Source organism: Bradyrhizobium diazoefficiens (genome assembly GCF_016612535.1).
Lineage (GTDB): Bacteria > Pseudomonadota > Alphaproteobacteria > Rhizobiales > Xanthobacteraceae > Bradyrhizobium > Bradyrhizobium diazoefficiens_C.
In genome coordinates this window covers 2,006,610-2,032,529 of the sequence record NZ_JAENXS010000001.1, presented here as the reverse complement: position 1 = coordinate 2,032,529, position 25,920 = coordinate 2,006,610, and the positions used below count along the sequence as shown (strand labels likewise).

Here is a 25,920-nt window from a genome sequence, read left to right as displayed (position 1 = left end):
AACCCCTCACCCAACCGAGTGCGTGTCTGCCAGCGGAGTAGCCCTCTCCCACAAGGGGAGAGGGCACAGCAATGGGCATCGCGTTAGGCATCAGAGGTAGGGTGTGCTGCGGAGGGGGCACCTCCCTCACACCCGCATCGGCATCAGCACATACAGCGCGCTCTTGTCGTCCTTGTCCTGGACCAGGGTCGGCGAGCCCGGATCGGCGAGCTTCAGCGTGGCGACGTCGCCTTCGATCTGGGCGGCGATGTCGAGGAGGTAGCGGGAGTTGAAGCCGATATCGAGCGCGTCGGAGGCGTACTCGACCTCGATCTCTTCGGTGGCGCTGCCGGAATCCGGATTGGTCACCGACAGCACCAGCTTGCCCGGCGACAGCGACAATTTCACCGCGCGACCGCGCTCGCTCGATATCGTCGAGACGCGGTCGACCGCGTTCTCGAAATCCTTCTTGTCGACAATGAGCTCCTTGTCGTTGCCCTGCGGAATGACGCGGCCATAATCGGGGAAGGTGCCGTCGATCAGTTTCGAGGTCAGCACGACGTTGCCGATCGTAAAGCGGATCTTGGCCTGCGACAGCTCGATCGTGACTTCGGCTTCGGTGTCCTCGATCAGCCGCTGCACCTCGCCGACGGTCTTGCGCGGCACGATCACGCCGGGCATGCCCTCGGCGCCCTTGGGCTGCACCAGATCGAGCTGGGCGAGGCGGTGGCCGTCGGTGGCGACGCCGCGCAAGGTCGCGGCCGTCGCCGTGCCCGCGGCATGAAGATAGATGCCGTTGAGATAATAGCGCGTTTCCTCGGTGGAGATCGCGAACTGGGTCCGGTCGATCAGCCGCTTGACGTCCTTGGCGGCGAGCGAGAACGAATGCGACAGGTCGCCGGTGGCGAGATCCGGGAAATCATTCTCCGGCAGCGTCTGCAGCGTGAAGCGCGAGCGGCCGGCGCGGATCGCCAGCACCGCGCGGTCGCCGTCGGCTTCCAGCACGATCTGCGAACCATCCGGCAGCTTGCGCACGATGTCGTAGAACATGTGCGCCGGCACGGTGGTCGAGCCCGCGGTCGCGGTTTCCGCAGGCAGCGTCTCCGTCACTTCGAGGTCGAGGTCGGTCGCCTTCAGCGACAATTTCGCGTTCTCGGCGCGGACCAGCACGTTGCCCAGGATCGGAATCGTGTTGCGCCGCTCGACCACGCGGTGGACATGGCCCAGCGATTTCAGGAGTTGCGCGCGTTCGACCGTAACTTTCATTGCACCACTCGCCCGATCCCCAAAGATTGAAAAAGCCGGGCGGAGGAAAGCGCGCCGCGGCACCGAAGACCCCGGAAGCCGGGTGATCCAGCCGATATGACCAAAGCCGCCAGGGTCGCGCAAGGTGGCGCGGATGGCCCCCGGATTCAAGGGATGGCGGGGTAGTTCCCCACGATTTACAGGCAGAAACACGACCGCCGCCCGGGCATGGCCGGGGCGGCGGGAAGGGGGAGGAAAGCTTAGGCGTTTATTCCTGAAGCTGGCGCTTCAGCGACTCCACTTCCTCGGACAGCGCATTGTCCTTGGAAACCAGGGCCTCGATCTTGCGCACCGCGTGCAGCACCGTGGTGTGGTCGCGGCCACCGAAACGGCGGCCGATCTCGGGGAGCGAGCGCAGGGTCAGGGTCTTGGCGAGGTACATCGCCACCTGGCGCGGACGCACCACATTGGCGGTCCGGCGCGAGGACAGGAGGTCGGAGCGGCTGACATTATACTGCCGTGCCACCACGCGCTGGATGTCCTCGATCTTGATCCGCTTCGGCTCCTGCGGTCGGATCAGGTCGCGCACTTCGTGCTCGGCCATCTCCAGCGTCACCGGCCGGTTGTTGAGCTTCGAATGCGCCAGCAGGCGGTTGATCGCGCCTTCGAGATCCCGGCCGTTATGGGTGATGGCGCGGGCGAGATAGGTCAGCACCTCCTCCGGCACGTCGAAGGTCGCATGGTGGGTGCGGGCGGCCGCGACGCGCGACTTGAGAATGCCGAGCCGCAGCTCTTCGCCGAGCGAGCCCATCTCGACCACGAGGCCGCCGGCGAGCCGGGAGCGGACGCGGTCGTCGAGGCTTTCCAGATCGGACGGCGGACGGTCGGCTGCGATCACGACCTGGCGGCCGGCATCGATCAGCGCATTCAGCGTGTGGCAGAACTCGGCCTGCGTCGACTTGCCCTGCAGGAACTGGAGATCGTCGATGACCAGCACGTCGATGCCGCGCAGCGCTTCCTTGAAGGCCAGCGCCGTCTGCGTCTTCAGCGCGGCGACGAAGCCGTACATGAATTTTTCCGCGGTGAGATAGAGCACCTTGCGCTCGTTGCCGGAATTGCCGGCCCAGGTCACCGCCTGCAGCAGATGCGTCTTGCCGAGGCCGACACCGGCATGGATGTAGAGCGGGTTGAACATCACGGGATCGCCGCGGCGCCCCTCGGCGACCTGGCGTGCCGCCGCATGCGCCAGCGTGTTGGAGCGGCCGATGACGAAGCTCGCAAAGGTCAGGCGCGGATCGAGCGGCGAGCCGCCGAGCGCATCATGGTTGGCGGAGACCGGCGCGGTCGCGGTCGAACGCAGCTCGGGCGCGGGGGTGCGACGCGTCTCGACCGGCACCGGCGCTTCCTTCGGCTGCACCACGGGGCGCACCGCGGTGCGAACGGTGAGGTCGATGCGATGCACTTCCGGCATTTCGGCCTGCCAGCACGACAGCACGCGCTCGGCGTAATGGGCCTGGATCCAGCTCTTCAGGAAGCGGGTCGGGACCGAGAGACGCACGCTCTCCTCCTGCACGCCTTCGAGATCCATGCGCGCAAACCAGCTCGTGTAGACGTCTTCGCCGACGTTCGAGCGCAGCCTGCTCTTCACGCGCGACCAGCGATCCTGTTCCGGTGTTGTCATCATGAGAAAACTTTTCTTGAGAGATTAAGGTTGCTTCGTGAGCGCCATGCAGAGTTCCTGCCAGGACTCTAGAATGGCGCGACCTCTAGCGAGTTCATCATCGGACATAGCTCGACCGTTCGGCGGAAACGCCGCGGTCAGATCAGCGATGTCAGAGATGGAGGGGTCGCGAGGTCAGCGCGTACTCAGCGCTTCGTCACATGCGGGAGGCTGGAAGTCCGACAGACCCAGAACGGCATCGTTCGAAAAAGAGATTTGTTTCAATACCGCGTTGAGTCCGTAAGACATGATACCTCCCCGTCCTGCCGTGATTGCGCACGGCAAGGTCCTGCGTGTCCTAGAAGACAACTACGACCAAGGTCGCCGATGCCCAGCCCGTCTGCACTGTTCGTCCGCTCGGCTTCGCCATTCGCGTGTCGGGGCAGTTTGACGATGTCTCTCACGAGCGCTTGACGCGAGCGGGATCGGAAAGATCCCGCTTGGAGACATTCAGACAAAGAGCTACCATCCCCACATTGCTGTAGGGTTTGAACCGACAATCGCTTGTTGAAGCGTCGCCAACGTGCACACCGCCGCCGATTTGCACGCTCGCCCCGTTTTCTAAAACCGCGCTGGTCTCAAGATCGTGGGCGCTGCGGACGGCTTAAGAAATACACTAAGCGGAAAGACTCGCAACGGAATTGATTCAGACTTGAGGCGATTAAAAACTTGATCTGCGTTAACGCCGCGCGCGAGTTGTTCACAGGCTTCGGAGCAAGTTTTTGGATTCGTGCACAGATTCGAAAGAGCGGCGCGTCATGTGACAATTCCTCGCCACCGCCAAAAATTTTTTACAAAAGCGTCACGCGCGTGCCGCGCGCGCGAATTTTCCAAATGCTTGGCGCCGCTATGTCGATAAGTGATTAGCGAGACACCGCTTTTTGAGTCGCGTTTCGCAGGGTAACCCGACGCGAAACATATTCCGGTGAAACTACGGTGTGCAGAACTCGCGCGCGCGCGAATGCAAGTTTGCGCCACCCTGCAGGGGTTTTTCGCAGCGCGGTGAAAAGTTTCAGCTGTTGCAAAAACAACGGCAAGTAGAATTACGGAATGCTGCGTGGCGACCACGACGAAAGTCTGCCAACGAAAGATTGGTCACCCAACGACCGCAAGCGTGACTTGTGACACGCAACAAAAAGCCCGGCGTAAAAGCCGGGCTGATTGAGAGCGCGATGCTCGATTGCCTCACCCGATCGAATGACTCGATCGCTTGGTGGGCTTACTCAGCGAACTTACTTGCCGAGCTTACTTGGCGAGCTTGGCGATCTGCGCGGTGAGGCGCGAGACTTTGCGGCTGGCGTTGTTCTTGTGAATGATGTTGCGCTGCGCGGCGCGCATCAGCTCGGGCTCGGCACTGGCCAGCGCCTTGACGGCGGCGGCGCGATCGCCGGTCTTGATGGCTTCTTCGACGTTACGCACGGCACCGCGCATCTGGGTGCGGCGCGACTTGTTGACGGCGGTGCGGCGGGCGATCTTGCGCGTCGCCTTCTTGGCGGAAGTGGTATTGGCCATGGTCTCAATGTCCTTATGCGGTACCGGTCGCGTCTTGGTCGGGTGGCGCCGGCAGCGTGACCGCGGAATCGACGCTCGGATTCAGGGGGTTCGGTTGCTGGGCTGTTCCCGGAACATGAGCGACGGACTTGCGGCCATCTCTGAGGCTCAAACAAAAGAGCCTGCAACTGCTCAAAGAACAGCGGCGGCAGGATTGCGCCCGCCGCCAGTTGGCGCCCTTATAGAGGGGGTCTTTGGCACCGTCAACGCTTTCCAGGTCTGGAAAATGGGCATTGGGCGCGCCGAGCGCGGCCCGTAACGCCCTGATGAGGTTGAATTTCTGCCGTCTCTTGGCTATTGGCTGACGGCGCTTATTGGGGTCGCCCGTTCGGACGACCATAGAGGGTGGGGCATGATCCGCGGCTTTTTCCGACTAATTGGCTTGTTGCTGCTGGCCGGCGGGTTCTTCTTCATGGTCTATGACGGCGCCCGCTGGGTCGCCGACCAGACCCTGCGATTCACCCGGTTCGGCCAGTTCTGGAATGATATCAATCAGACCAGCCAGACGGCGTTCCGGACCTGGGTCGAGGCCAAGGCGCCCTGGCTCTGGACCTCGGTGATCCGCCTGGTGCTGGACCAGCCGGTCTTCGCCGTGCTGGGCATTTTGGGCATCCTGCTGATGATCCTGTTCCGCCCCCGCAAGCCGCTGATCGGCTATTCCCGGGATTGATCTTCAATTCCCGCCGGGATTGATCTTCAATTCCCGCCGGGATTGAGCTGCAAATAAGGGGCGCCGTAACGAGGCTGCGCCTTTCTGCGTAAAGACTTATATTCCCACTCGATCGCGAGCACGCCGCCTGAGCGCCTGGTTCAGGCGACCGACAGCTCGTTTCTCGGAGATCCGTCCATGCTGTTCATGCGCAAGACCACCGCATTGCCGAGCGCAGCTGAAGCGCTGCCCGGCCGTGCGCAAGCCATTCCGACCGCGACCAGCCATTTCGTCAACGGCGCGAAGTTGCAGCCGCCTTATCCCGCAGGCCTCGAGCAGGCCGTGTTCGGGCTCGGCTGCTTCTGGGGCGCCGAGCGCAAATTCTGGGAGCTTGGCGACGGCATCTATGCGACCGCTGTCGGCTATGCCGGCGGCCACACGCCGAACCCGACCTATGAAGAGACCTGTTCGGGACGCACCGGCCACACCGAACTGGTGCTGGTCGTGTTCGATCCGAAGAAGATTTCCTACGAGAAGCTTCTGAAGACGTTCTGGGAGAGCCACAACCCGACGCAGGGCATGCGCCAGGGCAACGACGTCGGCACGCAGTATCGCAGCGCGATCTACACGTACTCCGAGGCGCAGAAGACAGCGGCCGACGAGTCGAAGAAGCTCTATCAGAAGGCGCTCGCGGCAAAGGGCCTCGGCGCCATCACCACCGAGATCGCGCCGGCCGGCGAATTCTACTTCGCCGAGGACTATCATCAGCAATATCTGGCGAAGAACCCCGCCGGCTATTGCGGCCTCGGCGGCACCGGCGTGTCGTGTCCCATCGGCGCGGGCGTGAGCGCGTAAGGCCAGCCACAACCCCTCGTCATGCCCGGGACAAGCCCGGGCATGACGGAGTGTGCGGTCCGCATTGTCGCGCCAAGACGCCTCTCAACCCTTTATTAACCATAACCGGTGCATCACTGGAGCTGTCTCGTTCCGAGGGATGGCTCCGGTGCCGGTTGCGCGCGCGTTTCGATGGTCGATCTTGGCAGCGTCCTTGGCAGCGTCCGCCGCGCTGACCCTGGGCGGCTGCATGCAGACTGCCGGTCCCGTCGCCTACATGCAGCCCCGTCCTGATCTCGACACCATGGCCTATGGCCAGCCCTATAGCGCTCCGCCTCCGGTCATCGTTGCCAACAACGGCGGCGGCGCCATTGATGCGCTCACCAATTCCTTTGCCTCGGGCCCCGCACCCGTGCCGGTCGCCTATGCCGCGCCGATGGTGGCAGCACCCGCGCGCTACGACGCCTCCTATCACCTCGACGCCGGCGACAAGCTGCGCGTCGTGGTCTACGGCCAGGAAGGCCTCACCAACAGCTACGCCATCGATGCCGGCGGCTCCATCACCATGCCGCTGATCGGTGCGGTGCCGGCGCGTGGCCGCACCCCCGCGGGATTAGCGGGCGAAATCGCCGCGCGCCTGCGCAACGGCTATATCCGCGAGCCGTCGGTGGCGGTGGAGATCGAATCCTATCGCCCGTTCTTCATTCTCGGCGAAGTCGCCGCGCCCGGCCAATATCCTTACGTGCCGAACATGACGGTCGAGAGCGCGGTTGCGATCGCCGGCGGCTTCTCGCCGCGCGCCAAGCGCGACGTTGTGACCGTCACGCATACCGAAGGCGGTGGCGCCATGCGCGCGGTCGTGCCGCTCGGCACGCCCGTCAGCCCCGGCGACACCGTGTTCGTCGGCGAGCGCTGGTTCTAGTTTCAGCCCAAGTCTCTCCCCCTCGTCATTCCGGGGCGCGCGCAGCGCGAGCCATGGTGCGCAATTGCGCACCAGAGAATCCATTGCGCTTCAATCTCTGCTGCTAAATGGATTCCGGGCCCGCGACTTCGTCGCGTCCCGGAATGACAGCGGAGAGTCATCTCCGAAAATCGAGCCGCCCGTTCGGAAAGCAGCCGTCGATCCTTGCGGCGTCGATCACAACGCCGATCCATGGCCGCGTGATCACAGGGTTGGTCAGGTTGATGTACTTGCCGACGAGGCGATCCGTGCCCTCGCGCGCGGCGTCGATCAGGCCATGCCGGCGGCCGTCGTCCCAATCGAACCGCAGATAAATCCGCTCACCCACGATACGGACCTCCGCGCGGCCCTGCTTCCATTTGTCCGGCGTGTCGCCGGCAATGGTCGGATCGGCGCCGCCGTTCCAGCGGCTCGCCCAGATACCCTCGAGCGGATCGGATGATGCGAGAATGGTTGCCCAGTGCGCCGCGTTTGCGTCGGCGGCATCGCCGGCGAGCCTGGCACTCGCGGCGTAATCCATCACCTCGGAATCATCAGGCTCCGGCACGTCCATGGTGCCGAACGGATTGCGGATGACGATGTTCGTATTGGCCTGCTGCATGATGCTCTCCCGGCGTGAACTGGCATGATCAGCCAGCTCTATCGCCGCGCGCCACGCCGCGCCCACCCGATTTCTGTCAACCTCTCCCCATCATTCCGGGCCTGCGCCTGTCGGCGCATCCCGGAATGACGGAGGGAGAGTTGCGCGCTACTTCGCCAAATGCTTCGCGAAAAACGCCAGGCTGCGACGCCAGGCGATCTCGGAGCTGGTCTTGTCGTAGCTCGGCCGCTCGTCGCAATGGAAGCCGTGCTGGGCGCCGGGATAGATGAAGACCTCCACGTCCGGCCGCTTCGCCTTGACGGTCTCGACGTCGGCCAGGGGAATGCCTGCGTCCTTTTCGCCGAAATGCAGTTGCGTCGGCACCTTCGGTTTCTCGTCGGCGTAACGCACGAGGGCGCCGCCATAATAGCCGATCGCGGCCTTCAGGCCGGTCCGCCGCGTGGCCGCGACAAAGGCGACGCTGCCGCCAAGGCAGAAGCCGATGATGCCGACGGGGCCAACGCTCTTCACCGCATCGATCGCGGCCTGGGTGTCGCGCAGCATCGCGTCCCAGTCGGGATTGGCGACGAATTTGCGGGCTTCCGCGATCTCATCGGGCGTATAGCCTGACTGGAAGCCCGGCGAGGTGCGATCGAAAATCGACGGCGCGATCGCGACATAGCCTTCGCCGGCGAGGCGGTCGCAGACCGAACGGATGTGGTGATTGACGCCAAAAATCTCCTGGATCACCACCACTGCGCCCTTCGGCGCGTCTGACGGATCGGCGCGATAGGCGCCGAGCTGGAAATTGTCCGACGCCGTCAGTTTGATGTCTTGTCCCACGCGGGTTGTCCTTCTTGCTTGATTGTCGATCTGGGAGTTCGCTCTCGCCTCACTCCCACATCCAGTTCTCGCCGTAATCCTCTTTCCATCCCGCCAGCCGTCCATGACGGAATTGCAGGAACAGGCGGTGGCGGTACGGCACCAATCCACTGCCGCCGATGTCGCGGAGCGCAAGATAGATCTCGCTGCCGGGGCGCCCTTTGACGTATTGCAGGGGCTGTCCGAGGGCGTGCGCGGTCTGCTCTGCGTCCATCCCGAACGCCAAAGGCGCATTGTTCGACAAGGTCTCGACGAAGGGGCGGCGCAGCGGCACGGTGCCGAATGGCTCGGCCTGCACCGACGCTGCCATTGAGAGAAGCGCTACGCCCGCAGCCAAGATTGCCCGCCTCATCGTCGTGATCCTCGTCTCGCCGTCTATCCCGGCAAGTTCTTCAGGAAAGGCAGCACGGCGTCAACAAAAGCCTGCGGCTGATCGATGTTGACGGCGTGTCCGGCCGCAGGGATCACGCGTTTTTGTGCGCCGGGGATTTTTGCCGCCATGTAGTCGGACGCTGCCAGGAACGGGGTGTCGTCGGCGCCGACCACGATCAGCGACGGCACTTTGATCTCGGGCAGCAGCTCCATCACTTTGGCATCGCGCTGGGTCAGCATGCCCCGCGCGGCGAGCGCCAGTCCCTTGGCGTTGCGATGGCTGGCGGTGGCGCGCTCGCGCGTTGCCGCGTTCAGTACGTCGAGACCTTCGCAATCGAGCCTGTCGGCGGTGGCAAGCGCACGCGCATTCCAGGCCTCGCGCGCGTCATCTTTCTTGAAGCCGGGGCCGGTGTCGATGATCAGCAGCGCGCGCGTGCGCTCTGGATGAGCGCGATAGAACGCGAGCAACATGTAGCCGCCGAGCGACAGCCCGCCGACGATGGCACGCTTGGCGCCGACCGCATCGAGGATCGCCGCCATGTCGCCGACGGTGAGCGCCTCGCTATAGGCTTTGGCATCGTCGGGATAATCGGATTGCCCGTGGCCGCGCATGTCCCACAGCACGAGCTTGTGGTCACGTGCGAGCGCGTCGACCTGGCCGTGCCACATCGCCGAGGTCGAGGCATAGCCATGGGTGAGCAGCAGCGGCGGTCCATCGCCATGAACCTCGTAATAGATCCCGACGCCGTCCCGATCGATCCTCGGCATTGTTTCCGCCCTTCATTTTGTTTTGTCATGGTCGGCCAGCGAGCGCGGTTCACCTCTCCCGAAGGGAGAGGTGAGGATCCGGCGACATCCGCTACTCATCTCATCAGACACTTTAGCCGCCGGGTTACTCGGAGGAAACCATCGCGATCGCGATGGCATGCATGCATGCCGAACGTGTTGCTTGTTGCGTTCAGTCGCTAACGTCAGCGCTGTTGTCGCAACGCACAACAAGCCGCTGCCGAGATGGTTTCGATCGATTCCAAATTGCATTTGCCTCCGCGCGCGAACGCGATCATTCTTGCGGGCAAGGCGGCCGCCGGCCCGGTGGGCGTCCGCCGCATCAGTGTTGCCGCCGTAAGCGGCTTCATGCACCGGCAGGGGAAGACGCCTATGCCAACGCTCACGATCAACGGGCGGAGTCTGGCCGTGGATGCGGCAAACGACACGCCGCTCCTTTGGGCCATCCGCGAACAATTGCAGATGACCGGCACGAAATTCGGCTGCGGTGCCGGCCTGTGCGGTGCCTGCACCGTGCATGTCAACGGCGAAGCCGTACGCTCGTGCCAGACCATGGTCGGCGACGTTGCCGGCAAGAAGATCACTACCATCGAAGGCCTCTCGGCCAAGGGCGATCATCCCTTGCAGAAGGCATGGATCGCCGAGCAGGTGCCGCAATGCGGCTACTGCCAGTCCGGGCAGATCATGCAGGCGGCCTCGCTGCTGGCGAAGAATTCCAATCCGACCAAGGAAGAGGTCGTGGCCCATATGGACGGCAATCTCTGCCGTTGCATGACCTATTCGCGGATCCAGAAGGCAATCATGCGCGCCGCCACCGAGATGCGTACCGCATCCGCCGCCGGCAACGAGCGGAGGCCCACATGAACAAGCACGTCAAAAACGTAACTCCCGAGACATCGGATCTCAGCCGCCGTTCCTTCCTGGTCGGCACCGCTGCAACCGGCCTCGTGCTCGGCTATGCCGGCGTGCCCGGCATCGGTGAAGCGCTCGCTGCGGCTCCCGCCAATTTCGAGCCGAGCGTCTGGTACGCGATCTCGCCCGATGGTCTGGTCACCGTGACCTGTGGCAAGGCCGACATGGGCCAGCACATCGCCTCCACCATGGCGCAGATCGTCTGCGAGGAGCTGGGCGCGAAGTGGAGCGACATGCGGGTCAATCTCGCGTCCAACGATCCGAAGTTCAACGACCCCGTGCTGGGTGCGCAGATCACCGGCGGAAGCTGGTCGACCATGATGAACTTCGACGCGATGAGCCGGGCTGGTGCCGCCGGACGGATGGCGTTGACGGAAGCGGCGGCCGCCGCCATGGGCTTGCCGCCCTACTTCAAGGACCAGCTCGTCGTTCGCGACTCCATGATCTCGCATCCGAAATCGAAGAAGCAGATGAGCTTTGCCGACATCGTCAAGAGCGGCAAGGCGACCAAGACCTTCACGCCGGACGAGCTGAAGGCGATCAAGCTGAAGACGCCGGATCAATACACCATGATCGGTGTATCGGTGCCGCAGATCGACATCCCCTCCAAGACCAACGGCACGGCCAAATACGGCATCGACGTGATGATTCCGGGCATGGCCTATGGCGCAGTGGTGACGCCTCCGGTGCGCTATGGCGCCACGGTAAAATCGGTCGACGATTCGGCTGCGAAGTCCGTGCCCGGCTTCATCAAGGCCGTCATCCTCGACGACAAGACCCAGACCACGACGGGCTGGGTGGTTGCGGTTGCCAACACCTATGCCAATGCCAAGAAGGCGGCAGCAGCGCTGAAGGTCAGCTATGACGGCGGCCCGAACGCGAAGGTGTCGAGCGAATCGCTGTACGCGGAAGCCAAGCGGCTTCAGGGCCTCGACGATTCCGGCCAGTTCTTCGTCAAGGACGGCGATCCCGCGGCGGCCCTTGGCACGGCGGCCAAGGTGCTGGAGGCGGAATACACCACCAGCATCAACATCCATGCGCCGATGGAGCCGATGAACGCCACCGCGGAGTTCAAGGGCGACATCCTGCACATCTATTCCGGTAACCAGTTCGCGACGCGCTCCGGCGCCATCGCAGCCGGTGCCGCCGGAATCGATCCAAAATTCGTGGTGATGCACCAGATGTGGCTCGGTGGCGGCTTCGGCCGCAGGTTAGACGCCGACATGATGGTGCCGGCGGTGCAGGCGGCGAAGGCCGTGGGCAAGCCGGTGAAGGTAATCTACACGCGCGAAAACGACATGACGATGGATTTCTCGCGTCCGCTCACCTACCAGAAAGTGAAAGCCGGCGTGGACGGCGACGCCAAGCTCATAGCGCTCAGCCACGACGTAGTCTCGGCCTGGCCGACCCAGCGCTGGGGTATTCCGGACTTCCTGTCGCCCTCGGTCGACAAGAAGGGACCGCTCGATGCCTTCACGGTGAACGGGTCGGACTTCTTCTACACCGTGCCCAACCATCATGTGCGGGCGATCAAGAACGAGATGGCGCACAACGCCACCCCGTCGGGTCAGCTCCGTTCGGTGGCGCCGGGTTGGACCTTCTGGGCGGTCGAGAGCATGATCGACGAGATTGCGGTCGCGACCGGCAAGGATCCGGCGCAATTCCGCATCTCGCTGCTCGACGGCTCCGGCAAGAACGACGGCGGCGCGCAGCGGCTGCGCAACACCCTGCTCGCCGCGATGGGCCTTGCCGGTTACGGCACCAAGAAACTGCCGAAAGGTGAAGGCATGGGCGTGGCCTGCGTGTCGTCGCAGGAGCGTGCGACGGCAAGCTGGACCGCTTGCGTCGCGCATGTCGCCGTAGCACCGTCGGGCGAGGTGACCGTGAAGAAGCTCACGGTCGCAACCGACGTCGGCACGCAGGTGCATCCCGACAACATCCGCGCCCAGGTCGAAGGTGCGGCGTTGTGGGGCCTGTCGCTGGCGCTGTACGAGAAGGCAACACTCAAGGACGGTGGCATCGAACAGACCAACTTCGACAGCTATACGCCCTTGCGCATGAGCCAGGTGCCGGAGGTCGCGGTCGCCGTGATCGCCAATGGCGAAAAGGCCACCGGCGTCGGCGAGCCGGCGGTGACAGTGGTCGCGCCCGCCATCGGCAACGCCATCTTCAACGCCTCCGGCGCCCGCATCCGGGCGCTGCCGATCACGGCCGAAGCCGTGAAGAGCGCGATGAAGGCGTAAGGCCGGCATCATTGCGAGCAAAACGATCCGCCGGAGGGCAATCTCCGGCGGATTTTTTTATTGCAAAAAGTCCAGCATTTTCAATGGCCATCCTACTGTGCATGGGGTTGTTTTTCCCGCTTTGACGGGAACCGTATCCGTAAAATTGCGCGCAATTCCGGCAGGTTCCATTGAGCATGCCTCTTAAGGCCCGGAGAACCTGATCCGGCTTAGGCTGACGCCAAATCCAGTCCCGTGCTCTTGGGGAAGCCATGAACGCGCCAGCCAAATCCGCCGCCAAACGCCGGCTTCTGCTCGCCTCCGACCGGAGCGATGCGAGCACCGAGCTCGCCAGTATCCTGAAGGCGGTCGGCGACGTCTCGACGGTGACGACGCAGGGGATTCCCGAGCAGCCGTCGCGCGAGCTCTCCGGCCTCGTGGTCGACATCAATCTGCGCTCGCCCGAGAGTGTGCAGCGGGTGCGCAACAAGCTGCGCGGCGCCGCCTACCATTCGATGCCGCGGCTGTTCGTGCTGGCCGATTCGCTTCACCACGGCTCGATGCAGGCCTGGGCATTAGGGGCCACCGACACCATCGCGCGGCCGCTGCAGCCCGAGGCGATCCTGCAGCGCATCCGCGCCGCGTTTCCGGACACCGCGATGTACGACGCGACCGATCGCGGCAAGACGCTCAACCGCGGCGTCGAGGCAGCGCATGCGGTGCTGAAGAAGATGTTCGAGAAGCTGCCGCTCGGCGTGCCGCTGACCTTCGATGAGATCATCGCCGCCGAGGCCAAGATCCTGAAGGCGATCAAGCACTCCTCGCTGCGCGAATGGCTCACCACCGTCGGCTGCCACCATGTCGGCAGCTATCGCCACTGCCTGTTCGTTACCGGCTTCGCCGTCGCCTTCGCGCAGCATCTCGGCATGCGCGAGGACGACCAGCGCCGCCTGACCCGCGCCGCGCTGCTGCACGATGTCGGCAAGGCCTTCGTTCCCTCGGTGCTGCTCGACAAGCCCGGCAAGCTCACCGACGAGGAGATGGACGAGGTCCGCCAGCATCCGCGCCGCGGCTATGACGCGCTCGCATCGAAAGGCGGCTTCCCGCCGGAGATGCTCGACGTCGTACTGCATCACCATGAATTCCTCGATGGCTCCGGCTATCCGAACGGGCTGTCGTCGAACCAGATCAGCGACATTGTGCGGCTGACGACCATCGTCGACATCTACGCGGCCCTGGTGGAGAAGCGTGCCTACCGCATGCCCTTCACCCACTCCCGTGCGTTCACGATGATGGAAGGCATGGGCGGCAAGCTCGACCAGCAGCTGTTGCAGGCGTTCCGCCCGGTGGCGCTGGGGTCGTTCTGACGCGGCGACGTCACTCCACCAACTTCCGCAGCTCCGCCTTCGCCACCTTCTCCAGCGTCGAGCGCGGCATGTCGTCGACGAGCCTGATCTCGCGCGGCACCTTGAAGTCGGCGAGGCCCCTGCGGCAGGCCGCCATCACGCGGTCATGCAGGTCTGGCGCGGCGCCCGCGACGCCGCCGTGCGGGATGACGAAGACCACCGGCACCTCGTCCAGCATCGGATGCTTCTTCGCCACCACCGCGGCCTCGCGCACGCCGGGGACGATGGCGATCACCTGCTCGATCTCGGAGGCCGCGACGTTCTCGCCGCCGACCTTCAGCATGTCCTTGGCGCGGTCGCCGAACTTGATGAAGCCGTTCTCCAGCCGCGTGACCCGATCGCCGGTGAGGAAGAAGCCGTGTTCGTCGAAGCTCTCGCGCGTGGCCTTATCGTTGTGCAGATATTCGGCGAACAGCGACAGGCCGACGATGCCCTTGATCGAGAGATTGCCGGTGTCGCCGACCGCGGTCGGCTGACCGTCATCGTCGGCGATGCGGATCTGATATTCGCTCGCGGCGCGGCCGATCGACATCGGGATGTTCGGCTGGTCGACCTCGCCGATGATGCCGTGGGTGATGGTCTCGGTCATGCCCCACCAGCCGATCATCTTGATGCCGAACGCGGCAAAGGCCGGCGGCTCGTTGATCGCGGTGCCCCACAGGCGGAATTTGTGATCCGGGGGGATCTCCTGCTCGAGCAGCGCCTTCATGCAGAACGGAATGGTCGAGGTCCAGGTCGAACCATGCTCCCGCGCGACGCCCCAGAACCGGCTCGCAGAGAAGCGCGGCTGGATCACGCAAGATCCGCCGACCCACAGCGTTGCCAGCATGGAGTAGGCCAGCGCATTGGTGTGGAACAGCGGCAGATAAGTCTGATGCACGTCGCTGGCGTGCAAATCCTCATGCGCGGCGTTGATCTTGGCGCCCCACAACGCGTTGGCATGGGTCCAGAGGACTGCTTTCGGGCGCGACGTCGTGCCCGACGTGTACTGCACGCTGCATGGCGCGAGTGGATCGATCGCGCGCCGGGGACGGTCGGCACTATCCGCGAACAGCTCCTCAAAACTGTCGCCGCGCGAGACCGCTTGCGCGGACGCCGCCCCCGCATCGTGCGAGGTCACTGCCATCCAGCGAATGTTGCGGCAGTTTTGCGCAATGATCTCCGCATAGGCCGGTTGCGTAATCGCGGCGACGGCGCCGCAATGATCCGCGAAATATTCGATCTCCGCCGGCGCCGAGCGCGTGTTGGTGGTGACGGCGATGGCGCCCAACTCGACACAGGCAAACCAGGCCAGCAGCGCCTCGATGCAATTGTCCAGATGGATGAGCACATACTCGCCCGGCTTGATGCCGCGACCGGCGAGCCCTGCCGCGAGCGCGCCGACCCGCTCGTGAAACTCGCCATAGCTCCAGCGCCGCGCCGGCGCGTCGAATGGTGCCCAAATCAGGAATGGATGCGAGCTGCGCACCTCGGCGCGCATCCTGAGCAGCCAGGGCACGTCGAGCCCGTCGAACGGGCCCACGATACCGGCGGCGCCTTGTGAATTCGGCATATGTCCTCCCGTGCAGCCTGCATCTTGATGGCGGATGCCTTTGGATTATTGCGTCTTCCTGCCACCGGATGGCGTGGGGCGCAAATCGGGGAGGGGGCGTCGTGCGCCGCTTAATCTTCGTACGACGAAATCTCGATCAGGCTCCCGTCCGGATCCCTGCAGTAGACCGAGCGCAACGTGCCGCGAGCGCCTTGCTTGGGGACCGGGCCTTCCTCGATCGCGACGCCATGTGCCCGCAAATGCGCCACCACCTCGTCCGGCGTGGCCGAGGTGAGGAAGCACAGATCCTCGCTGCCGGCGGTCTGGTGGTCGGCGGTGAACCACTCCACCTTGTCGGCATGGCGCGGCCGGACGTTGATCTTCTGTTGACCAAATTGCAGTGAGGTCCGCGGCGCTTTGCCGCCGCCGGGGTCGAACACCTTGACTTCCATGCCGAGGATCTTCCGATACCACTCGGAGGTCACTGCGACGTCGGCGACGTTGATCACGAGGTGATCGAGGGCCTGAACCTTGACCGGCATGCTTTATCCTTTCCCCGCCATGAGGCTTGCGCACTTTCCGCGCGAGGCGGGCTTTGTTACAACGCCGCTGACGCCGCTTTCAAGATAACCGGCTTTTAAGAACACACCTGGGAGAACCCTTGAGATGATCACCCGCCGTACCGCGCTCGGCCTGCTCGCCGCCACCCCGCTTGCAGCCAGTCCACTGTCGAAGGCTTTTGCAGCGGACTATCCGTCCCGGCCGGTGAAATTCGTGGTCGGCTATCCGCCGGGCGGCGCCACCGACATCCTGGCGCGGTTGATCGGTCAGCGCCTGTCGGAGCGGCTCGGCCAGCAATTCGTGATCGAGAACAAGCCGGGCGCCGGCAACAATATCGGCACTGAATCCGTGGTGAACGCCGAACCCGACGGCTATACCGTGCTGCTGATCAATCCGGCGAACTACATCAACGCGACGCTCTACGCCAATCTCAAGTTCAACTTCGTCCGCGACATCGCGCCGATCGCCGCGTTCCAGCGCGTGCCGAACGTGATGACCGTCAACAACGACGTGCCGGCCAAGACCGTCGCCGAGTTCATCGACTATGTGAAGGCCAATCCCGGCAAAGTGAACATGGCCTCCTCCGGCAACGGCACTTCGGTGCATCTGTCCGGCGAGATGTTCATGGCGCTGACCGGCTGCAAGATGCAGCACGTGCCCTATCGCGGCGCGGCGCCAGCGATCACCGACATGCTCGGCGGCCAGGTGCAGGTGATCTTCGACAACATGCCTTCGATCATCCAGCACATCCGTTCCGGCAGCTTGCGCGCTCTCGGCGTCACCACGGCCCAGCGCTCGCCGCAACTGCCGGACGTGCCCGCGATCGGCGAGACCGTGAAGGACTACGAGGCGAGCGCGCTGTTCGGCATGGGTGCACCGAAGAACATGCCCAAGGACATGATCGCCAAGCTCAACAACGAGATCAACACCCTCATGAAGGAGCCCGACATGACCAAGCGCCTGGTCGAGCTCGGCGGCGATCCGCTGGTGCTGACGCCGGAAGCGTTCGGCCGAGAGATCGAAACCGAGACCGCCAAATGGAGGAAGGTCGTCGAGTTCGCCGGGCTGAAGGTCGAGTAGCGAACTTGTGATGAGTGGGAATGGAGCCCTGCCGTTCGGCAGGGCCTTTTTCTTGCGTGGTTTGTCGCCGCGACCTGGAATAAAATGGCGCGATGAAACCTGATGATACATGGCGCGTATCTCGCGTCGTGAATAGAGGAGTTGGGATCATGCGCAAGACGCAATTGGCGCTGCTGACACTGGGCGCGACGGTCCTTGCCGGCTTCGTCACCGTCACCCCCGCCGCGGCCCGCGATTATCCCTGGTGTGCCCAGGGCAGGCAATATGACTATCCCGGCGAATGCGCCTACAGCACCTACGAACAATGCCAGGCCAGCGTCTCCGGTCGGCTGCTGTTCTGCGGTCCCAATCCGCGCGTCGCCTATGGGCAGGCACCGCAGCCGCAACCTCGGCCGCATCGTCGCGCGCGGCAAGCTGCGCCGTATTGATCGCGCCTCGCTGATCGCCATCTGATCGCGCGCCGTCGTGCGGGTTTCCACTTGACGTCATTGCGCTCACGCCTATACTAAACCTTATGGTTAAGTATCAAGACGAGGCGCTCGACCGCACCTTTGCGGCGCTGTCCGATCCGACGCGGCGCGCGCTGCTCGCGCGTCTCGGCGAGAAGGAGAGCCTGTCGGTGAGCGAACTGGCGGAGCCGTTCTCGATTTCGCTGCCGGCGATCATGAAGCATCTCGACGTGCTTACGGATGCGGGCCTGATCTTGCGTGAGAAGACCGGGCGCACGGTCGCCTGCCGGCTCACTGCGCAGCCGATGGAGCAGGCGATGAACTGGCTCAATCGCTACGCACAATTCTGGTCCGAGAGTTTCGATCGCCTTGCCGCCTTTGTGGAGGACAGTCCATGGCCAACGCAGCCGTCAACGCCGATTCCAGCAGTGCCGAAAGTGCAACCCAAGGTCCAAGCCTCACGCTCACGCGTCGGCTCCGCGCGCGGCCGGAAAAAATCTTCGCCGCCTGGACGCAAGCCGAGCAGTTAGTGCAATGGTTCGGCCCGCCGAACATGCAGCCGACGACGCTGAGTGCCGAGCTCGACGTCCGCACCGGCGGCCGCTACCGCATCTCTTTCACCCGCGATGACGGCGAATATTTCGAAGCCGGGGGCATCTACCGCGAGGTGGTGCCGAACGAGCGGCTCGTCTTCACCTGGGCCTGGCATTCGACGCCGGATCGGGAGTCGCTGGTGACGATCACGCTGAAGCCCGACAGCGCAGGTACGCTGATGATCTTTCATCACGCCCAGTTTTTCGACGTAACCGCGCGCGACAACCATCAGCGTGGCTGGAGCTCATTCTTCGACAAGCTCGACACCTTCGTCGCTTGATCCCTGTCAGAGGAGGATACCATGCAGCAACATCAGATCGTCTCGCGCGAGCAATGGGTCGCCGCCCGCAAAGCCCATCTGGCGCATGAGAAGGAAGTTAGCCAGGCCCGCGAGCGCCTCGCAGAGGAGCGCCGCGCATTGCCCTGGGTGAAGGTCGACAAAAGCTATGTGTTTGACGGGCCGAACGGCGCGGTGACGCTCGGCGATCTCTTCAAGGGCCGCCCGCAACTCGTGGTCCAGCACGTGATGTTCGCGCCGGATTGGGAGGCCGCTTGCAAGAGCTGTTCGCTCTGGGCCGATGGCTTCGAGCGAATGGTGCCGCATCTGGCGGCGCGCGACACCACGATGGTGGCGATCTCGCTGGCGCCCAGCGCGAAGCTCGAGGCGTTCAAGCGGCGGATGGGTTGGAGCTTCGATTGGGTGTCTTCAGGCAGCAACGACTTCAACTATGACTACGAGGTCTCGTTTACGCGCGAGCAGGTCGAAAAGGGCGTACCGAAATATAATTTCGGCACCACGCCGTTCTATGGGCCCGAGCTGCCCGGCATCAGCGTGTTTTATCGCATCGAGGCGGGCGAGATCTTTCACACCTATTCCTGCTTCGCCCGCGGCCTCGACATGATGAATGCGGCCTATCAATATCTCGACCTCACCCCGCTGGGACGTCACGAGGATGGCCTACCCTACCCGATGGACTGGGTCCGCCTGCGCGACGAGTACGAGCCGCAAGCGAAGGGCGCGTGCTGCCACGGGTGAGGGGCAGTCTTGATGCGTAGCCCGGATGGAGCGAAGCGAAATCCGGGGCGTTGCGAGGCGTCGGACCACCCCGGATTGCGCTTCGCTCCATCCGGGCTACGAGACCGGCTTTGCCGCTACTTCTTCGCGTCAGCCTGCTCCGTGCCGTTGCACGAGATCAGCATCGTATAGGCGCGGGCGTTGCCGGCGATGTCGGTGGTCTTGAGCTCGCCCTTCGGTTCGACCGTCTGGTACGGCACGACCGAATTGTCGAGGAAGTCGCGCAACGCGCCAGTCTTGATCGCGAAGTTGATGTTTTCGGGGATGTTGCCGGTTACCGCAGCGATGCGCAATCCGGGGAGCTTTCCCGTGACCACGCCCACGATCTGACCGCTGGTGTCGAACAGCGGGCCGCCGCTATTGCCGGGCTGCACTGGCGCACTGATTTGCAGGAAACGCGTGTCGTTGTGCATGCCGCTGAGCGAGCTCACGATGCCGGTCGTCACGGTGAAGTCCGAAGTGAGCAAACCATGGTAGGGAAAGCCGATCGCGACGACGGAATCGCCGGAGCGGAACGAGCGGTCGCGGATTCGGGCGAACTCCTTGAATGTCGCAGTCGACGGCGCCTGCAACAAGGCGAGATCGTTGTTCGCGTCGCTCGACACGACGCGCAACACCATCGCGGCCTCACCGGTGAGATTGCCCTTGAGCTCGCTGCAACCGTCGATCACGTGGTTGTTGGTGACGATGTGACCGTTAGCGCTGACCACGAATCCGGTGCCGAAGCCACTCTTGGCCCCTCGACCGGCTTTGCCGGCTGGCGGCGCACCTTGCTTGTCGGCCACGGCTGCCGGCTTCGCAGCGCCTTTGGTGAAGTCTCCGGCCTTGTCGAGCCCGTCAGCTTTCACCTTGGTCACGCAATTGGCCAATGCGGCGATCACCGGTCCGGTCGAGGTCAGATCGAAATTCAGAACGGCGCGGCCGGCTGTAGCCACCATCAGGCCCGCTTTCTGAAAGGTACGCACGACATTGAGCGGCATGATGGCCGTGAGCATGTTGGTCTGGTACGCCGTGGCGAACAGCCTGGCTTGCTCCTGCCCGTCAAAGGTCACGTCGATCGCTGCATTTTCGCCCTTGTTGAAATGGTAGCTGGGACTCGCAAAAGCCAGCGACCATGTGCCGGCGGCATTTTGGCTCACGACAAGGATCACACCGTTCGCATACGGCGTCGTTGCGGCGCAATGCGAAAAGGCGCCAGTCTGATCGTTGCTGAAGGCGCCGCCGATCCAGTTGCCGACATTGACGGAGCCGAACGGTCCCGCCGCATACGCCAGTCCGGCAAGGCTCAGCTGCAACAGAGCCGCAGCGACAAACGACTTCAACCACATGACTTCCCCCCAGACCGCTTCGGCCGCATCTTATCTGCGCAGGCAGGTCTCGTGCAACCGACAGTTGTCCGGCCGGGACGCATCCGCTGCGGACGAGTTTCGGGCTTGCCTTTACTTTGCCGCGCGGTATACTTTGCGATACAAAGTGACCGGGAGAGCCGGTCCGTGGGCTGGGGTGGAGCAGAGTTTTGGCGTTGCCGATGCGCGATCTCGACAAGGCGCTGGCCGACATCGTGGCGATCCGCAGCCAGATTGCGGCCGGCACGGCGTTCCGCGGTTACGGCCCGGCGACGATGGCTGCGACCGGTGCGGTCGCCCTTGTCACCGCGATCCTGCAATTCTGGCTGCTCGGCGATCCCACGGGCGAGCCGCTCGGGTTCTTTTTCGGCTGGCTGGTTGCGGCGACGCTGTCCGGCCTGATGATCTGGATCGAGATGCGCGCGCGTTCGCGCCGGCATCATTCGGGCTTGGCAGATGCCATGATCCACCAGGCGGTCGAGCAGTTTTTGCCCGCGGGCGTTGCCGGAATCCTGCTTGCAGTGGTGATGTGGAAGTTCGCGGCCGAAACGCTGTGGCTCCTGCCGGGGCTGTGGCAGATCCTGGTGTCGCTCGGCATTTTTGCGTCCGCCCGCTCGCTGCCACGCAGCGTGGCGTTTGCCGGGGCCTGGTACTTCATCTCGGGCTTTGCGGTCGTGGTGCTGGCGAGCCGGACCCACATGCTGTCGCCATGGACCATGGGACTGCCCTTCGTGATCGGCCAGTCGGTGATGGCGGCCATTCTGTATTTCGCGTCCGGAGACAATGATGTCGAAGACTGACAGCGCGCCGTTCTCCTACGAGGGGCTCGACCGTGTGATCCACGAGAAGGCGAGGCTCGGGCTTCTGACCTCGCTGATGGCCCATCCGAAGGGGCTTGCGTTTGCCGATCTCAAGCAGCTTTGCGGCCTCACTGACGGCAATCTCAGCCGGCATCTCGCCGTGCTCCAGGAGGCCGGCCTCGTCGAGGTCACCAAGGGTTATGAGGGCAATCGCCCGCACACCACCTGCCGTCTGACCAAAACCGGACGCCGCCGCTTCCTCGACTATCTCGCCGTGCTCGAGCGTCTCGTGCGCGACGCCGCCAAAGCTGCCGGCCGCGAGGCGCTCCCGCTCGGCCGTCTCGGCATTCTCTCGACCTGATCGTCCCCCCTTTTTGACTGGAGACTTTGCGATGCAAAGTGACGTCACGTTCCACCACGAGAAGCTTCATGTCGGCATCATCATGGACGGCAATGGAAGATGGGCGACGCGGCGCGGGCTGTCACGTTTGCGCGGCCACGAGGCCGGCGTCGAGACGATCCGCCGCATCGTCGAGGCCGCGCCCAAACAGGGCATCGGCACGCTGACGCTCTATGCGTTCTCCACCGACAATTGGCGCAGGCCAAAGGCCGAGGTCGCCGCGCTGATGACGCTGCTGCGTTTCTATGTTGCCAATGAGGTGCAGAGCCTGGTGAAGAATGGTGTGCGCCTCTCCGTGATCGGCCGTCGCGACCGTCTACCTGATGGTATCGCCACCGCCATCGCGCGTGCCGAGGACGCGACCGCCCACGGCCACACGCTGCATCTGCGCATCGCCGTCGACTATTCCGCGCGGGATGCCATCCTCAACGCGGCGGCGAAGGCGGCCGCGCTGACCAGCCTGACCCGCGAAGCCTTCGCGCAGCTCGTCACCGGCGAGGCAGGCCTGCGCGACGTCGATCTCATCATTCGCACCTCCGGCGAAAAGCGGCTGTCGGACTTCCTGCTCTGGGAAGGCGCCTATGCCGAGCTGCATTTCACCGAACGGATGTGGCCCGAATTCGAGGCGGGCGATCTCGCCGAGGCGCTGGCCTCGTTCCACGGTCGCGAGCGCCGTTTCGGTGGCCTTCAGGCCATCGTGCCGGAGGAGGTGCCGTCGCTCTCGCGCGTCTGACGCGCAGCACGGAGAAGCGAGCGGTTCGTTTTCAGCCGCATGATTGGCGGGAATGTCCAAGCGGCGCGTGTGCAGTCTCGGTTAGGTGTGCAGTCCACGCAACCTGCCGAGAGCGCCGTGCATGTCACAGATATTTCCGGACGCCGTCGTCGAGCTCACGACATTGGCCGAACTGGAAGGAGCGGTCTGCATCAGGGCCGCCGATGCGTCCGATGTGAAGAGCCTCTCGATCTATTTCACGGGCCTTTCCACGACAACGCGCAACAAGCGCTTCATGGGTGCGCGGACGGACTTTGCCGTTGTCGCGGCCGAGTGCGTCGCCAAGGCCAACCATGCCGATCACTTCACATTGCTCGCCGAGCTCAGGCAGGAGGGGCAGGGCACGATTATCGGCGAGACGCGATACGTCTATGATGCGGGTGCACGGCATGGTGAGTTTGCCATCTCCGTCGCCGATGTCTTTCAGCGCAGAGGCCTCGGCTTGCAGATGATGACGGCGATGGAGCGGCGTGCGAGCGATCTCGGTCACGAGATGATCGCGGCCGAGACCGCACGGGCCAATGCCGAGATGCGCGGGCTTGCGAAGAAGGCGGGGTTCACGGATACCGGCCTTGGAGACTGGCAGTCCGTGAATCTCGCGAAGCGCCTGTCGCGCCAGCCGGGCTTGCCGCAAACCTGAGCAGCCGAGTGGCGCTCTCGAAACCCGCTGCAAGTTTCCACGGATCGTGCTCTACTGTCCGTTCGCGACGGGAGCTTTCGCAGGATGCGCGCAGTTCTGGATCATTGCACAGGTGGGACGAAGCGGCAGGTTCCGGCCGGCGCGCTCGTCGTCAGCGAGGGCGGCATCAGCAGCGGTCGCCTCTACGTGCTCCTGGAGGGCAAGCTGGAGGTGCTCAAGAGCGACATGGTGGTTGCGAGCATCGCCGATCCCGGCGCGGTGTTCGGCGAGATGTCCGTGCTGCTGGGGCTGCCGCATACCGCAACGGTGCGGGCCTGCTCGGATTCGGTCATCTACGAATTCGAGGACGCGGCGTCATTCCTCTTGCAGAAGCCGGACGTCGCGTTGCTGCTCGCGCGCACGCCGGCGCGGCGGCTCAACATCGCCAACACCTATCTCGCCGCTCTCAAGCGGCAATATGCCGGTCACGGCACGTACCTCGCCATGGTCAGCGAGGTGCTCCAGAGCATGATCAACCTGCCGCCGGTCGAGGTCTCGCCAGGCTCGGATCGGCAATCCGACCCAAGGATGTGAGCCAGTCCGGCGGCTCCTCGACATAAGCAGCCGGCCGCTTCAGCGGCGCACCGAGATCGATCCACTGCGGCATCGCCCGCGAAGATCACCAGGTCGAATTGCGGCGCCGCGCTGACCAGCCAGTCGAGCTGCGGCAGCGAGCAATGCAGGTCGGCCACGACCAGGCAGCGCATTGAGGATCCGTCGGCGAGAGAGTGAAAATGGTTGGGAATTCCAAAATATTATAAGCAAGAAGCAGACCAGCATGGACGCAAATCCATCGGCCGACCGAAGCATGCTGCGGCGTGGTCATGGACGCAAGTGTCGGTGCGTCGCAGGGCTGGACCGGATCGTCGAATTCTGGTGTCGTGGCGCGCCTTCAATGCGGGTGATCGCATGACGTCCTTCAAGACCATCCGTGCCCGCGCCGAAAAGCGCAAGGGTGGCCCCAAGGCGCTTGAAAAACTGATGCCTGACAAGCCCGATCTGAAGGGGCTGGCAAAACTCGGCGACGGTCGCATCCTGGCTGAGATGACCAAGCGAGTGTTCTGTGCGGGCTTTGCCTGGAGCGTGATCGATGCGAAATGGGACGGCTTTGAAGACGCCTTCCTGCGCTTCCAGCCAGCCAAGCTCGGCTTCCAACCCGAAGATTATTGGGAGGGTCTGCTGCGCGACGCGCGGATCGTGCGCAACGGCGCCAAGATCATGTCGGTGCGCGACAACGCCGCCTTCGTGCAGGAGATTGCGAAAGAGCACGGCAGCTTCGGCAAGTTTCTGGCGAAATGGCCGCCCTCCAACGAGATCGGGCTGCTCGATCTCCTCGCCAAGCGCGGCAGCCGGTTGGGGGGCAACACCGGACAGATGCTGCTGCGCTTCGTCGGCTGGGATGGCTTTGTCACCTCGAAGGACGTCGTCGCCTGCCTGCGTGATGCCGGCCTCGACATCGCCGAAGAGGTCAAGTCGAAGGGCGATCTCGCCAAGGTGCAGGCGCAGTTCAACGCCTGGGCCGGGGAGACCGGTCTGCCCTACACGCATCTGTCACGCATCTGCGCGCTCTCGGTCGGCGAGAACCGGAGCGAGCATTAGTCCACGAGGAACGAGATCAGCGCCGTCGACTGCCGGATCGTGAACATCGTGTGGCGATGTCGTGCCGCGAGCGCGGCAGACGTCGCGAGCGATCACGAAATGTATTTTGCAGGAACATTTGTGCGCAGCACCCGTTCGAGGATTGGAGCCAGGCGACCCTGGCGCAGGGAACGCGCGTGCCCCGGCTCAAGCCCATGAAACCCGAAATGACAGAACGGAGCAGCTCATGAAGCTCACATCCGAACAGGTGAAGCAGACCGTCAACCAGCTCGGCGCCCAGGTGCTGCCCGATGAGCATCCAGCCATGCCCCAGCTCAACAGCATGTTCGGCGAACACACTTTCTTCGTCGACGAGATGGGATTGAAGGTGCTCGAGCCGACCCCGTCGCTCAGTGCGGAACGCCAGACCGGTGAAGTCGTCAGCCTCGCCGACTGGAGCGATGCGGATCTGACGCGCCTGATGGCGCACGAGCCCGAGCCGACCGGCGTGATCGTGGTGTTCGAGCACGTGAGGCACTGATTCAGCGTGGACCAGGGCCGCGTCCGGCCGCGGGGCGCACAAGCGAACGACCACCCCTCGGGTGTCGAAGGGTGGTTTGACCACGCTACGATCGTTGCCGGATATCAGATCCGGTCGTTGAGAAGGACGCCGGACAGCGAAGGGTCGGGGGGATTGGCCGTGCCGTTTGATCCCGTCCCGCTGCAGGTGGAATCCGTCAGCGGGGCTTTCAACGACTCCAGGAATTTTTCAAGCACGGCCGTCGTCGAATTGCCGGTCGACGAACTGTCCGTTCCGGTGGTCGAAGACCACGTGCTCGAATTGGTCGTCTCGCCCGAGCTCCTGGCGGCAGAAGAGATCCAATCCCTGAGAGTGCTTGTGCGGCTCTAGCCATCTGGACAGCGAGGCATCTTACGTAGGAACCAGGGCACTCATC

29 protein-coding genes and 1 pseudogene are annotated in these 25,920 nt (G+C 63.8%); 19 read left to right on the top strand and 11 right to left on the bottom strand.

Annotated elements, in window-relative coordinates:
* Window positions 1-126: 126 nt before the first annotated feature.
* The 3 genes from dnaN to rpsT form a co-directional block, all read right to left on the bottom strand.
* Window positions 127-1,245 carry a DNA polymerase III subunit beta gene (gene dnaN, locus JJE66_RS09540; RefSeq protein ID WP_200514031.1) on the bottom strand — a complete coding sequence of 373 codons (1,119 nt, stop codon included), beginning with the start codon at window positions 1,243-1,245 and terminating at the stop codon, window positions 127-129.
* A 247-nt stretch (window positions 1,246-1,492) separates the two neighbouring features.
* Window positions 1,493-2,905 (bottom strand): chromosomal replication initiator protein DnaA, encoded by a 1,413-nt coding sequence (dnaA, locus tag JJE66_RS09535; RefSeq protein WP_200515314.1) that lies wholly within the window; start codon window positions 2,903-2,905, stop codon window positions 1,493-1,495.
* A gap of 1,284 nt (window positions 2,906-4,189) precedes the next feature.
* The gene (gene rpsT / locus JJE66_RS09530) at window positions 4,190-4,456 is read right to left on the bottom strand and encodes a 30S ribosomal protein S20 (protein WP_200514030.1); all 267 of its coding nucleotides are present in this window, start codon (window positions 4,454-4,456) and stop codon (window positions 4,190-4,192) included.
* A 391-nt stretch (window positions 4,457-4,847) separates the two neighbouring features.
* On the opposite strand from rpsT, the gene JJE66_RS09525 reads away from it, so the two are divergent.
* The 3 genes from JJE66_RS09525 (at window position 4,848) to JJE66_RS09515 (ending at window position 6,900) form a co-directional block, all read left to right on the top strand.
* Complete coding sequence (locus tag JJE66_RS09525) at window positions 4,848-5,165, top strand: hypothetical protein (RefSeq protein WP_200514029.1); 318 nt, start codon at window positions 4,848-4,850, stop codon at window positions 5,163-5,165.
* 177 nt (window positions 5,166-5,342) lie between these two features.
* The gene (msrA, locus tag JJE66_RS09520) at window positions 5,343-5,999 is read left to right on the top strand and encodes a peptide-methionine (S)-S-oxide reductase MsrA (RefSeq protein WP_200514028.1); all 657 of its coding nucleotides are present in this window, start codon (window positions 5,343-5,345) and stop codon (window positions 5,997-5,999) included.
* 148 nt (window positions 6,000-6,147) lie between these two features.
* Entirely contained in the window at window positions 6,148-6,900 is a 753-nt protein-coding gene (locus JJE66_RS09515) for a polysaccharide biosynthesis/export family protein (RefSeq protein ID WP_200514027.1), read from the top strand.
* Between the two features lie 157 nt (window positions 6,901-7,057).
* On the opposite strand, the gene JJE66_RS09510 is transcribed toward JJE66_RS09515, so the two are convergent.
* From JJE66_RS09510 to JJE66_RS09495, 4 genes are all read right to left on the bottom strand, one after another.
* Window positions 7,058-7,540 carry a hypothetical protein gene (locus tag JJE66_RS09510; protein ID WP_200514026.1) on the bottom strand — a complete coding sequence of 161 codons (483 nt, stop codon included), beginning with the start codon at window positions 7,538-7,540 and terminating at the stop codon, window positions 7,058-7,060.
* A gap of 147 nt (window positions 7,541-7,687) precedes the next feature.
* Entirely contained in the window at window positions 7,688-8,362 is a 675-nt protein-coding gene (locus JJE66_RS09505) for a dienelactone hydrolase family protein (RefSeq protein WP_200514025.1), read from the bottom strand.
* 49 nt (window positions 8,363-8,411) lie between these two features.
* Window positions 8,412-8,753 (bottom strand): hypothetical protein, encoded by a 342-nt coding sequence (locus JJE66_RS09500; RefSeq protein ID WP_200514024.1) that lies wholly within the window; start codon window positions 8,751-8,753, stop codon window positions 8,412-8,414.
* A 23-nt stretch (window positions 8,754-8,776) separates the two neighbouring features.
* Window positions 8,777-9,541: an alpha/beta fold hydrolase gene (locus JJE66_RS09495; RefSeq protein ID WP_200514023.1), complete on the bottom strand. Its 765-nt coding sequence runs from the start codon at window positions 9,539-9,541 to the stop codon at window positions 8,777-8,779.
* A gap of 390 nt (window positions 9,542-9,931) precedes the next feature.
* Here JJE66_RS09495 and JJE66_RS09490 point away from each other — a divergent pair, with 390 nt between their 5' ends.
* From JJE66_RS09490 to JJE66_RS09480, 3 genes are all read left to right on the top strand, one after another.
* Window positions 9,932-10,423, top strand: a complete 492-nt coding sequence (locus JJE66_RS09490) for a (2Fe-2S)-binding protein (protein ID WP_200514022.1) — start codon at window positions 9,932-9,934, stop codon at window positions 10,421-10,423.
* Window positions 10,420-12,714, top strand: coding sequence for a xanthine dehydrogenase family protein molybdopterin-binding subunit (locus JJE66_RS09485; RefSeq protein WP_200514021.1), 2,295 nt, complete (start codon window positions 10,420-10,422; stop codon window positions 12,712-12,714). Before JJE66_RS09490 ends, JJE66_RS09485 begins: the two co-directional genes overlap by 4 nt.
* Window positions 12,715-12,965: 251 nt before the next feature.
* Window positions 12,966-14,060: an HD-GYP domain-containing protein gene (locus tag JJE66_RS09480; RefSeq protein ID WP_200514020.1), complete on the top strand. Its 1,095-nt coding sequence runs from the start codon at window positions 12,966-12,968 to the stop codon at window positions 14,058-14,060.
* A 10-nt stretch (window positions 14,061-14,070) separates the two neighbouring features.
* On the opposite strand, the gene JJE66_RS09475 is transcribed toward JJE66_RS09480, so the two are convergent.
* The gene (locus JJE66_RS09475; RefSeq protein WP_200514019.1) at window positions 14,071-15,651 is read right to left on the bottom strand and encodes an AMP-binding protein; all 1,581 of its coding nucleotides are present in this window, start codon (window positions 15,649-15,651) and stop codon (window positions 14,071-14,073) included.
* A 110-nt stretch (window positions 15,652-15,761) separates the two neighbouring features.
* The gene (locus tag JJE66_RS09470) at window positions 15,762-16,172 is read right to left on the bottom strand and encodes a VOC family protein (protein WP_200514018.1); all 411 of its coding nucleotides are present in this window, start codon (window positions 16,170-16,172) and stop codon (window positions 15,762-15,764) included.
* A 124-nt stretch (window positions 16,173-16,296) separates the two neighbouring features.
* Between JJE66_RS09470 and JJE66_RS09465 the strand changes: the two genes are divergently transcribed.
* The 5 genes from JJE66_RS09465 (at window position 16,297) to JJE66_RS09445 (ending at window position 19,350) form a co-directional block, all read left to right on the top strand.
* Window positions 16,297-17,271, top strand: coding sequence for a tripartite tricarboxylate transporter substrate binding protein (locus JJE66_RS09465; protein ID WP_200514017.1), 975 nt, complete (start codon window positions 16,297-16,299; stop codon window positions 17,269-17,271).
* A gap of 149 nt (window positions 17,272-17,420) precedes the next feature.
* On the top strand, window positions 17,421-17,699 hold the full coding sequence (locus tag JJE66_RS09460) for a DUF3551 domain-containing protein (RefSeq protein WP_200514016.1): 279 nt from the start codon (window positions 17,421-17,423) through the stop codon (window positions 17,697-17,699).
* An 86-nt stretch (window positions 17,700-17,785) separates the two neighbouring features.
* Window positions 17,786-18,250, top strand: coding sequence for a helix-turn-helix transcriptional regulator (locus tag JJE66_RS09455; protein WP_200514015.1), 465 nt, complete (start codon window positions 17,786-17,788; stop codon window positions 18,248-18,250).
* A complete protein-coding gene (locus JJE66_RS09450; protein ID WP_311979838.1) occupies window positions 18,250-18,594 on the top strand; it encodes an SRPBCC domain-containing protein in 345 nt (114 codons plus the stop codon). Before JJE66_RS09455 ends, JJE66_RS09450 begins: the two co-directional genes overlap by 1 nt.
* A 21-nt stretch (window positions 18,595-18,615) precedes the next feature.
* Window positions 18,616-19,350 (top strand): thioredoxin family protein, encoded by a 735-nt coding sequence (locus tag JJE66_RS09445; protein ID WP_200514014.1) that lies wholly within the window; start codon window positions 18,616-18,618, stop codon window positions 19,348-19,350.
* Window positions 19,351-19,466: 116 nt separating this feature from the next.
* On the opposite strand, the gene JJE66_RS09440 is transcribed toward JJE66_RS09445, so the two are convergent.
* Window positions 19,467-20,717 (bottom strand): S1C family serine protease, encoded by a 1,251-nt coding sequence (locus tag JJE66_RS09440; protein WP_200514013.1) that lies wholly within the window; start codon window positions 20,715-20,717, stop codon window positions 19,467-19,469.
* 200 nt (window positions 20,718-20,917) lie between these two features.
* Here JJE66_RS09440 and JJE66_RS09435 point away from each other — a divergent pair, with 200 nt between their 5' ends.
* From JJE66_RS09435 to JJE66_RS09415, 5 genes are all read left to right on the top strand, one after another.
* Window positions 20,918-21,535 (top strand): hypothetical protein, encoded by a 618-nt coding sequence (locus tag JJE66_RS09435; protein WP_200514012.1) that lies wholly within the window; start codon window positions 20,918-20,920, stop codon window positions 21,533-21,535.
* Window positions 21,522-21,896, top strand: a complete 375-nt coding sequence (locus JJE66_RS09430; RefSeq protein WP_200514011.1) for a transcriptional regulator — start codon at window positions 21,522-21,524, stop codon at window positions 21,894-21,896. The genes JJE66_RS09435 and JJE66_RS09430 overlap by 14 nt, the downstream gene beginning before the upstream one ends.
* A gap of 31 nt (window positions 21,897-21,927) precedes the next feature.
* A complete protein-coding gene (locus JJE66_RS09425; protein WP_200514010.1) occupies window positions 21,928-22,668 on the top strand; it encodes a di-trans,poly-cis-decaprenylcistransferase in 741 nt (246 codons plus the stop codon).
* A gap of 121 nt (window positions 22,669-22,789) precedes the next feature.
* Window positions 22,790-23,347 carry a GNAT family N-acetyltransferase gene (locus JJE66_RS09420; RefSeq protein WP_200514009.1) on the top strand — a complete coding sequence of 186 codons (558 nt, stop codon included), beginning with the start codon at window positions 22,790-22,792 and terminating at the stop codon, window positions 23,345-23,347.
* 84 nt (window positions 23,348-23,431) lie between these two features.
* Window positions 23,432-23,920, top strand: coding sequence for a Crp/Fnr family transcriptional regulator (locus JJE66_RS09415; protein WP_200514008.1), 489 nt, complete (start codon window positions 23,432-23,434; stop codon window positions 23,918-23,920).
* Between the two features lie 68 nt (window positions 23,921-23,988).
* Here JJE66_RS09415 and JJE66_RS38850 read toward each other — a convergent pair.
* Window positions 23,989-24,093: pseudogene (locus JJE66_RS38850) on the bottom strand (phosphohydrolase); the annotation flags it as partial.
* 202 nt (window positions 24,094-24,295) lie between these two features.
* Here JJE66_RS38850 and JJE66_RS09410 point away from each other — a divergent pair.
* The 3 genes from JJE66_RS09410 (at window position 24,296) to JJE66_RS09400 (ending at window position 25,874) form a co-directional block, all read left to right on the top strand.
* Window positions 24,296-24,985, top strand: a complete 690-nt coding sequence (locus JJE66_RS09410) for a DNA-3-methyladenine glycosylase I (RefSeq protein ID WP_200514007.1) — start codon at window positions 24,296-24,298, stop codon at window positions 24,983-24,985.
* 226 nt (window positions 24,986-25,211) lie between these two features.
* Window positions 25,212-25,505 carry a hypothetical protein gene (locus JJE66_RS09405; RefSeq protein ID WP_194465094.1) on the top strand — a complete coding sequence of 98 codons (294 nt, stop codon included), beginning with the start codon at window positions 25,212-25,214 and terminating at the stop codon, window positions 25,503-25,505.
* A gap of 159 nt (window positions 25,506-25,664) precedes the next feature.
* On the top strand, window positions 25,665-25,874 hold the full coding sequence (locus JJE66_RS09400; protein ID WP_200514006.1) for a hypothetical protein: 210 nt from the start codon (window positions 25,665-25,667) through the stop codon (window positions 25,872-25,874).
* Window positions 25,875-25,920: the final 46 nt, after the last annotated feature.

What these genes read in the sequence shown, in the direction of transcription:
- dnaN (WP_200514031.1), bottom strand. Translation starts at nt 1,245, where the DNA reads ATGAAAGTTACGGTCGAACGCGCGCAACTCCTGAAATCGCTGGGCCAT.
- dnaA (WP_200515314.1), bottom strand. Translation starts at nt 2,905, where the DNA reads ATGACAACACCGGAACAGGATCGCTGGTCGCGCGTGAAGAGCAGGCTG.
- rpsT (WP_200514030.1), bottom strand. Translation starts at nt 4,456, where the DNA reads ATGGCCAATACCACTTCCGCCAAGAAGGCGACGCGCAAGATCGCCCGC.
- JJE66_RS09525 (WP_200514029.1), top strand. Translation starts at nt 4,848, where the DNA reads ATGATCCGCGGCTTTTTCCGACTAATTGGCTTGTTGCTGCTGGCCGGC.
- msrA (WP_200514028.1), top strand. Translation starts at nt 5,343, where the DNA reads ATGCTGTTCATGCGCAAGACCACCGCATTGCCGAGCGCAGCTGAAGCG.
- JJE66_RS09510 (WP_200514026.1), bottom strand. Translation starts at nt 7,540, where the DNA reads ATGCAGCAGGCCAATACGAACATCGTCATCCGCAATCCGTTCGGCACC.
- JJE66_RS09500 (WP_200514024.1), bottom strand. Translation starts at nt 8,753, where the DNA reads ATGAGGCGGGCAATCTTGGCTGCGGGCGTAGCGCTTCTCTCAATGGCA.
- JJE66_RS09495 (WP_200514023.1), bottom strand. Translation starts at nt 9,541, where the DNA reads ATGCCGAGGATCGATCGGGACGGCGTCGGGATCTATTACGAGGTTCAT.
- JJE66_RS09490 (WP_200514022.1), top strand. Translation starts at nt 9,932, where the DNA reads ATGCCAACGCTCACGATCAACGGGCGGAGTCTGGCCGTGGATGCGGCA.
- JJE66_RS09485 (WP_200514021.1), top strand. Translation starts at nt 10,420, where the DNA reads ATGAACAAGCACGTCAAAAACGTAACTCCCGAGACATCGGATCTCAGC.
- JJE66_RS09480 (WP_200514020.1), top strand. Translation starts at nt 12,966, where the DNA reads ATGAACGCGCCAGCCAAATCCGCCGCCAAACGCCGGCTTCTGCTCGCC.
- JJE66_RS09475 (WP_200514019.1), bottom strand. Translation starts at nt 15,651, where the DNA reads ATGCCGAATTCACAAGGCGCCGCCGGTATCGTGGGCCCGTTCGACGGG.
- JJE66_RS09470 (WP_200514018.1), bottom strand. Translation starts at nt 16,172, where the DNA reads ATGCCGGTCAAGGTTCAGGCCCTCGATCACCTCGTGATCAACGTCGCC.
- JJE66_RS09465 (WP_200514017.1), top strand. Translation starts at nt 16,297, where the DNA reads ATGATCACCCGCCGTACCGCGCTCGGCCTGCTCGCCGCCACCCCGCTT.
- JJE66_RS09460 (WP_200514016.1), top strand. Translation starts at nt 17,421, where the DNA reads ATGCGCAAGACGCAATTGGCGCTGCTGACACTGGGCGCGACGGTCCTT.
- JJE66_RS09455 (WP_200514015.1), top strand. Translation starts at nt 17,786, where the DNA reads ATGGTTAAGTATCAAGACGAGGCGCTCGACCGCACCTTTGCGGCGCTG.
- JJE66_RS09445 (WP_200514014.1), top strand. Translation starts at nt 18,616, where the DNA reads ATGCAGCAACATCAGATCGTCTCGCGCGAGCAATGGGTCGCCGCCCGC.
- JJE66_RS09440 (WP_200514013.1), bottom strand. Translation starts at nt 20,717, where the DNA reads ATGTGGTTGAAGTCGTTTGTCGCTGCGGCTCTGTTGCAGCTGAGCCTT.
- JJE66_RS09435 (WP_200514012.1), top strand. Translation starts at nt 20,918, where the DNA reads ATGCGCGATCTCGACAAGGCGCTGGCCGACATCGTGGCGATCCGCAGC.
- JJE66_RS09430 (WP_200514011.1), top strand. Translation starts at nt 21,522, where the DNA reads ATGTCGAAGACTGACAGCGCGCCGTTCTCCTACGAGGGGCTCGACCGT.
- JJE66_RS09425 (WP_200514010.1), top strand. Translation starts at nt 21,928, where the DNA reads ATGCAAAGTGACGTCACGTTCCACCACGAGAAGCTTCATGTCGGCATC.
- JJE66_RS09420 (WP_200514009.1), top strand. Translation starts at nt 22,790, where the DNA reads ATGTCACAGATATTTCCGGACGCCGTCGTCGAGCTCACGACATTGGCC.
- JJE66_RS09415 (WP_200514008.1), top strand. Translation starts at nt 23,432, where the DNA reads ATGCGCGCAGTTCTGGATCATTGCACAGGTGGGACGAAGCGGCAGGTT.
- JJE66_RS09410 (WP_200514007.1), top strand. Translation starts at nt 24,296, where the DNA reads ATGACGTCCTTCAAGACCATCCGTGCCCGCGCCGAAAAGCGCAAGGGT.
- JJE66_RS09405 (WP_194465094.1), top strand. Translation starts at nt 25,212, where the DNA reads ATGAAGCTCACATCCGAACAGGTGAAGCAGACCGTCAACCAGCTCGGC.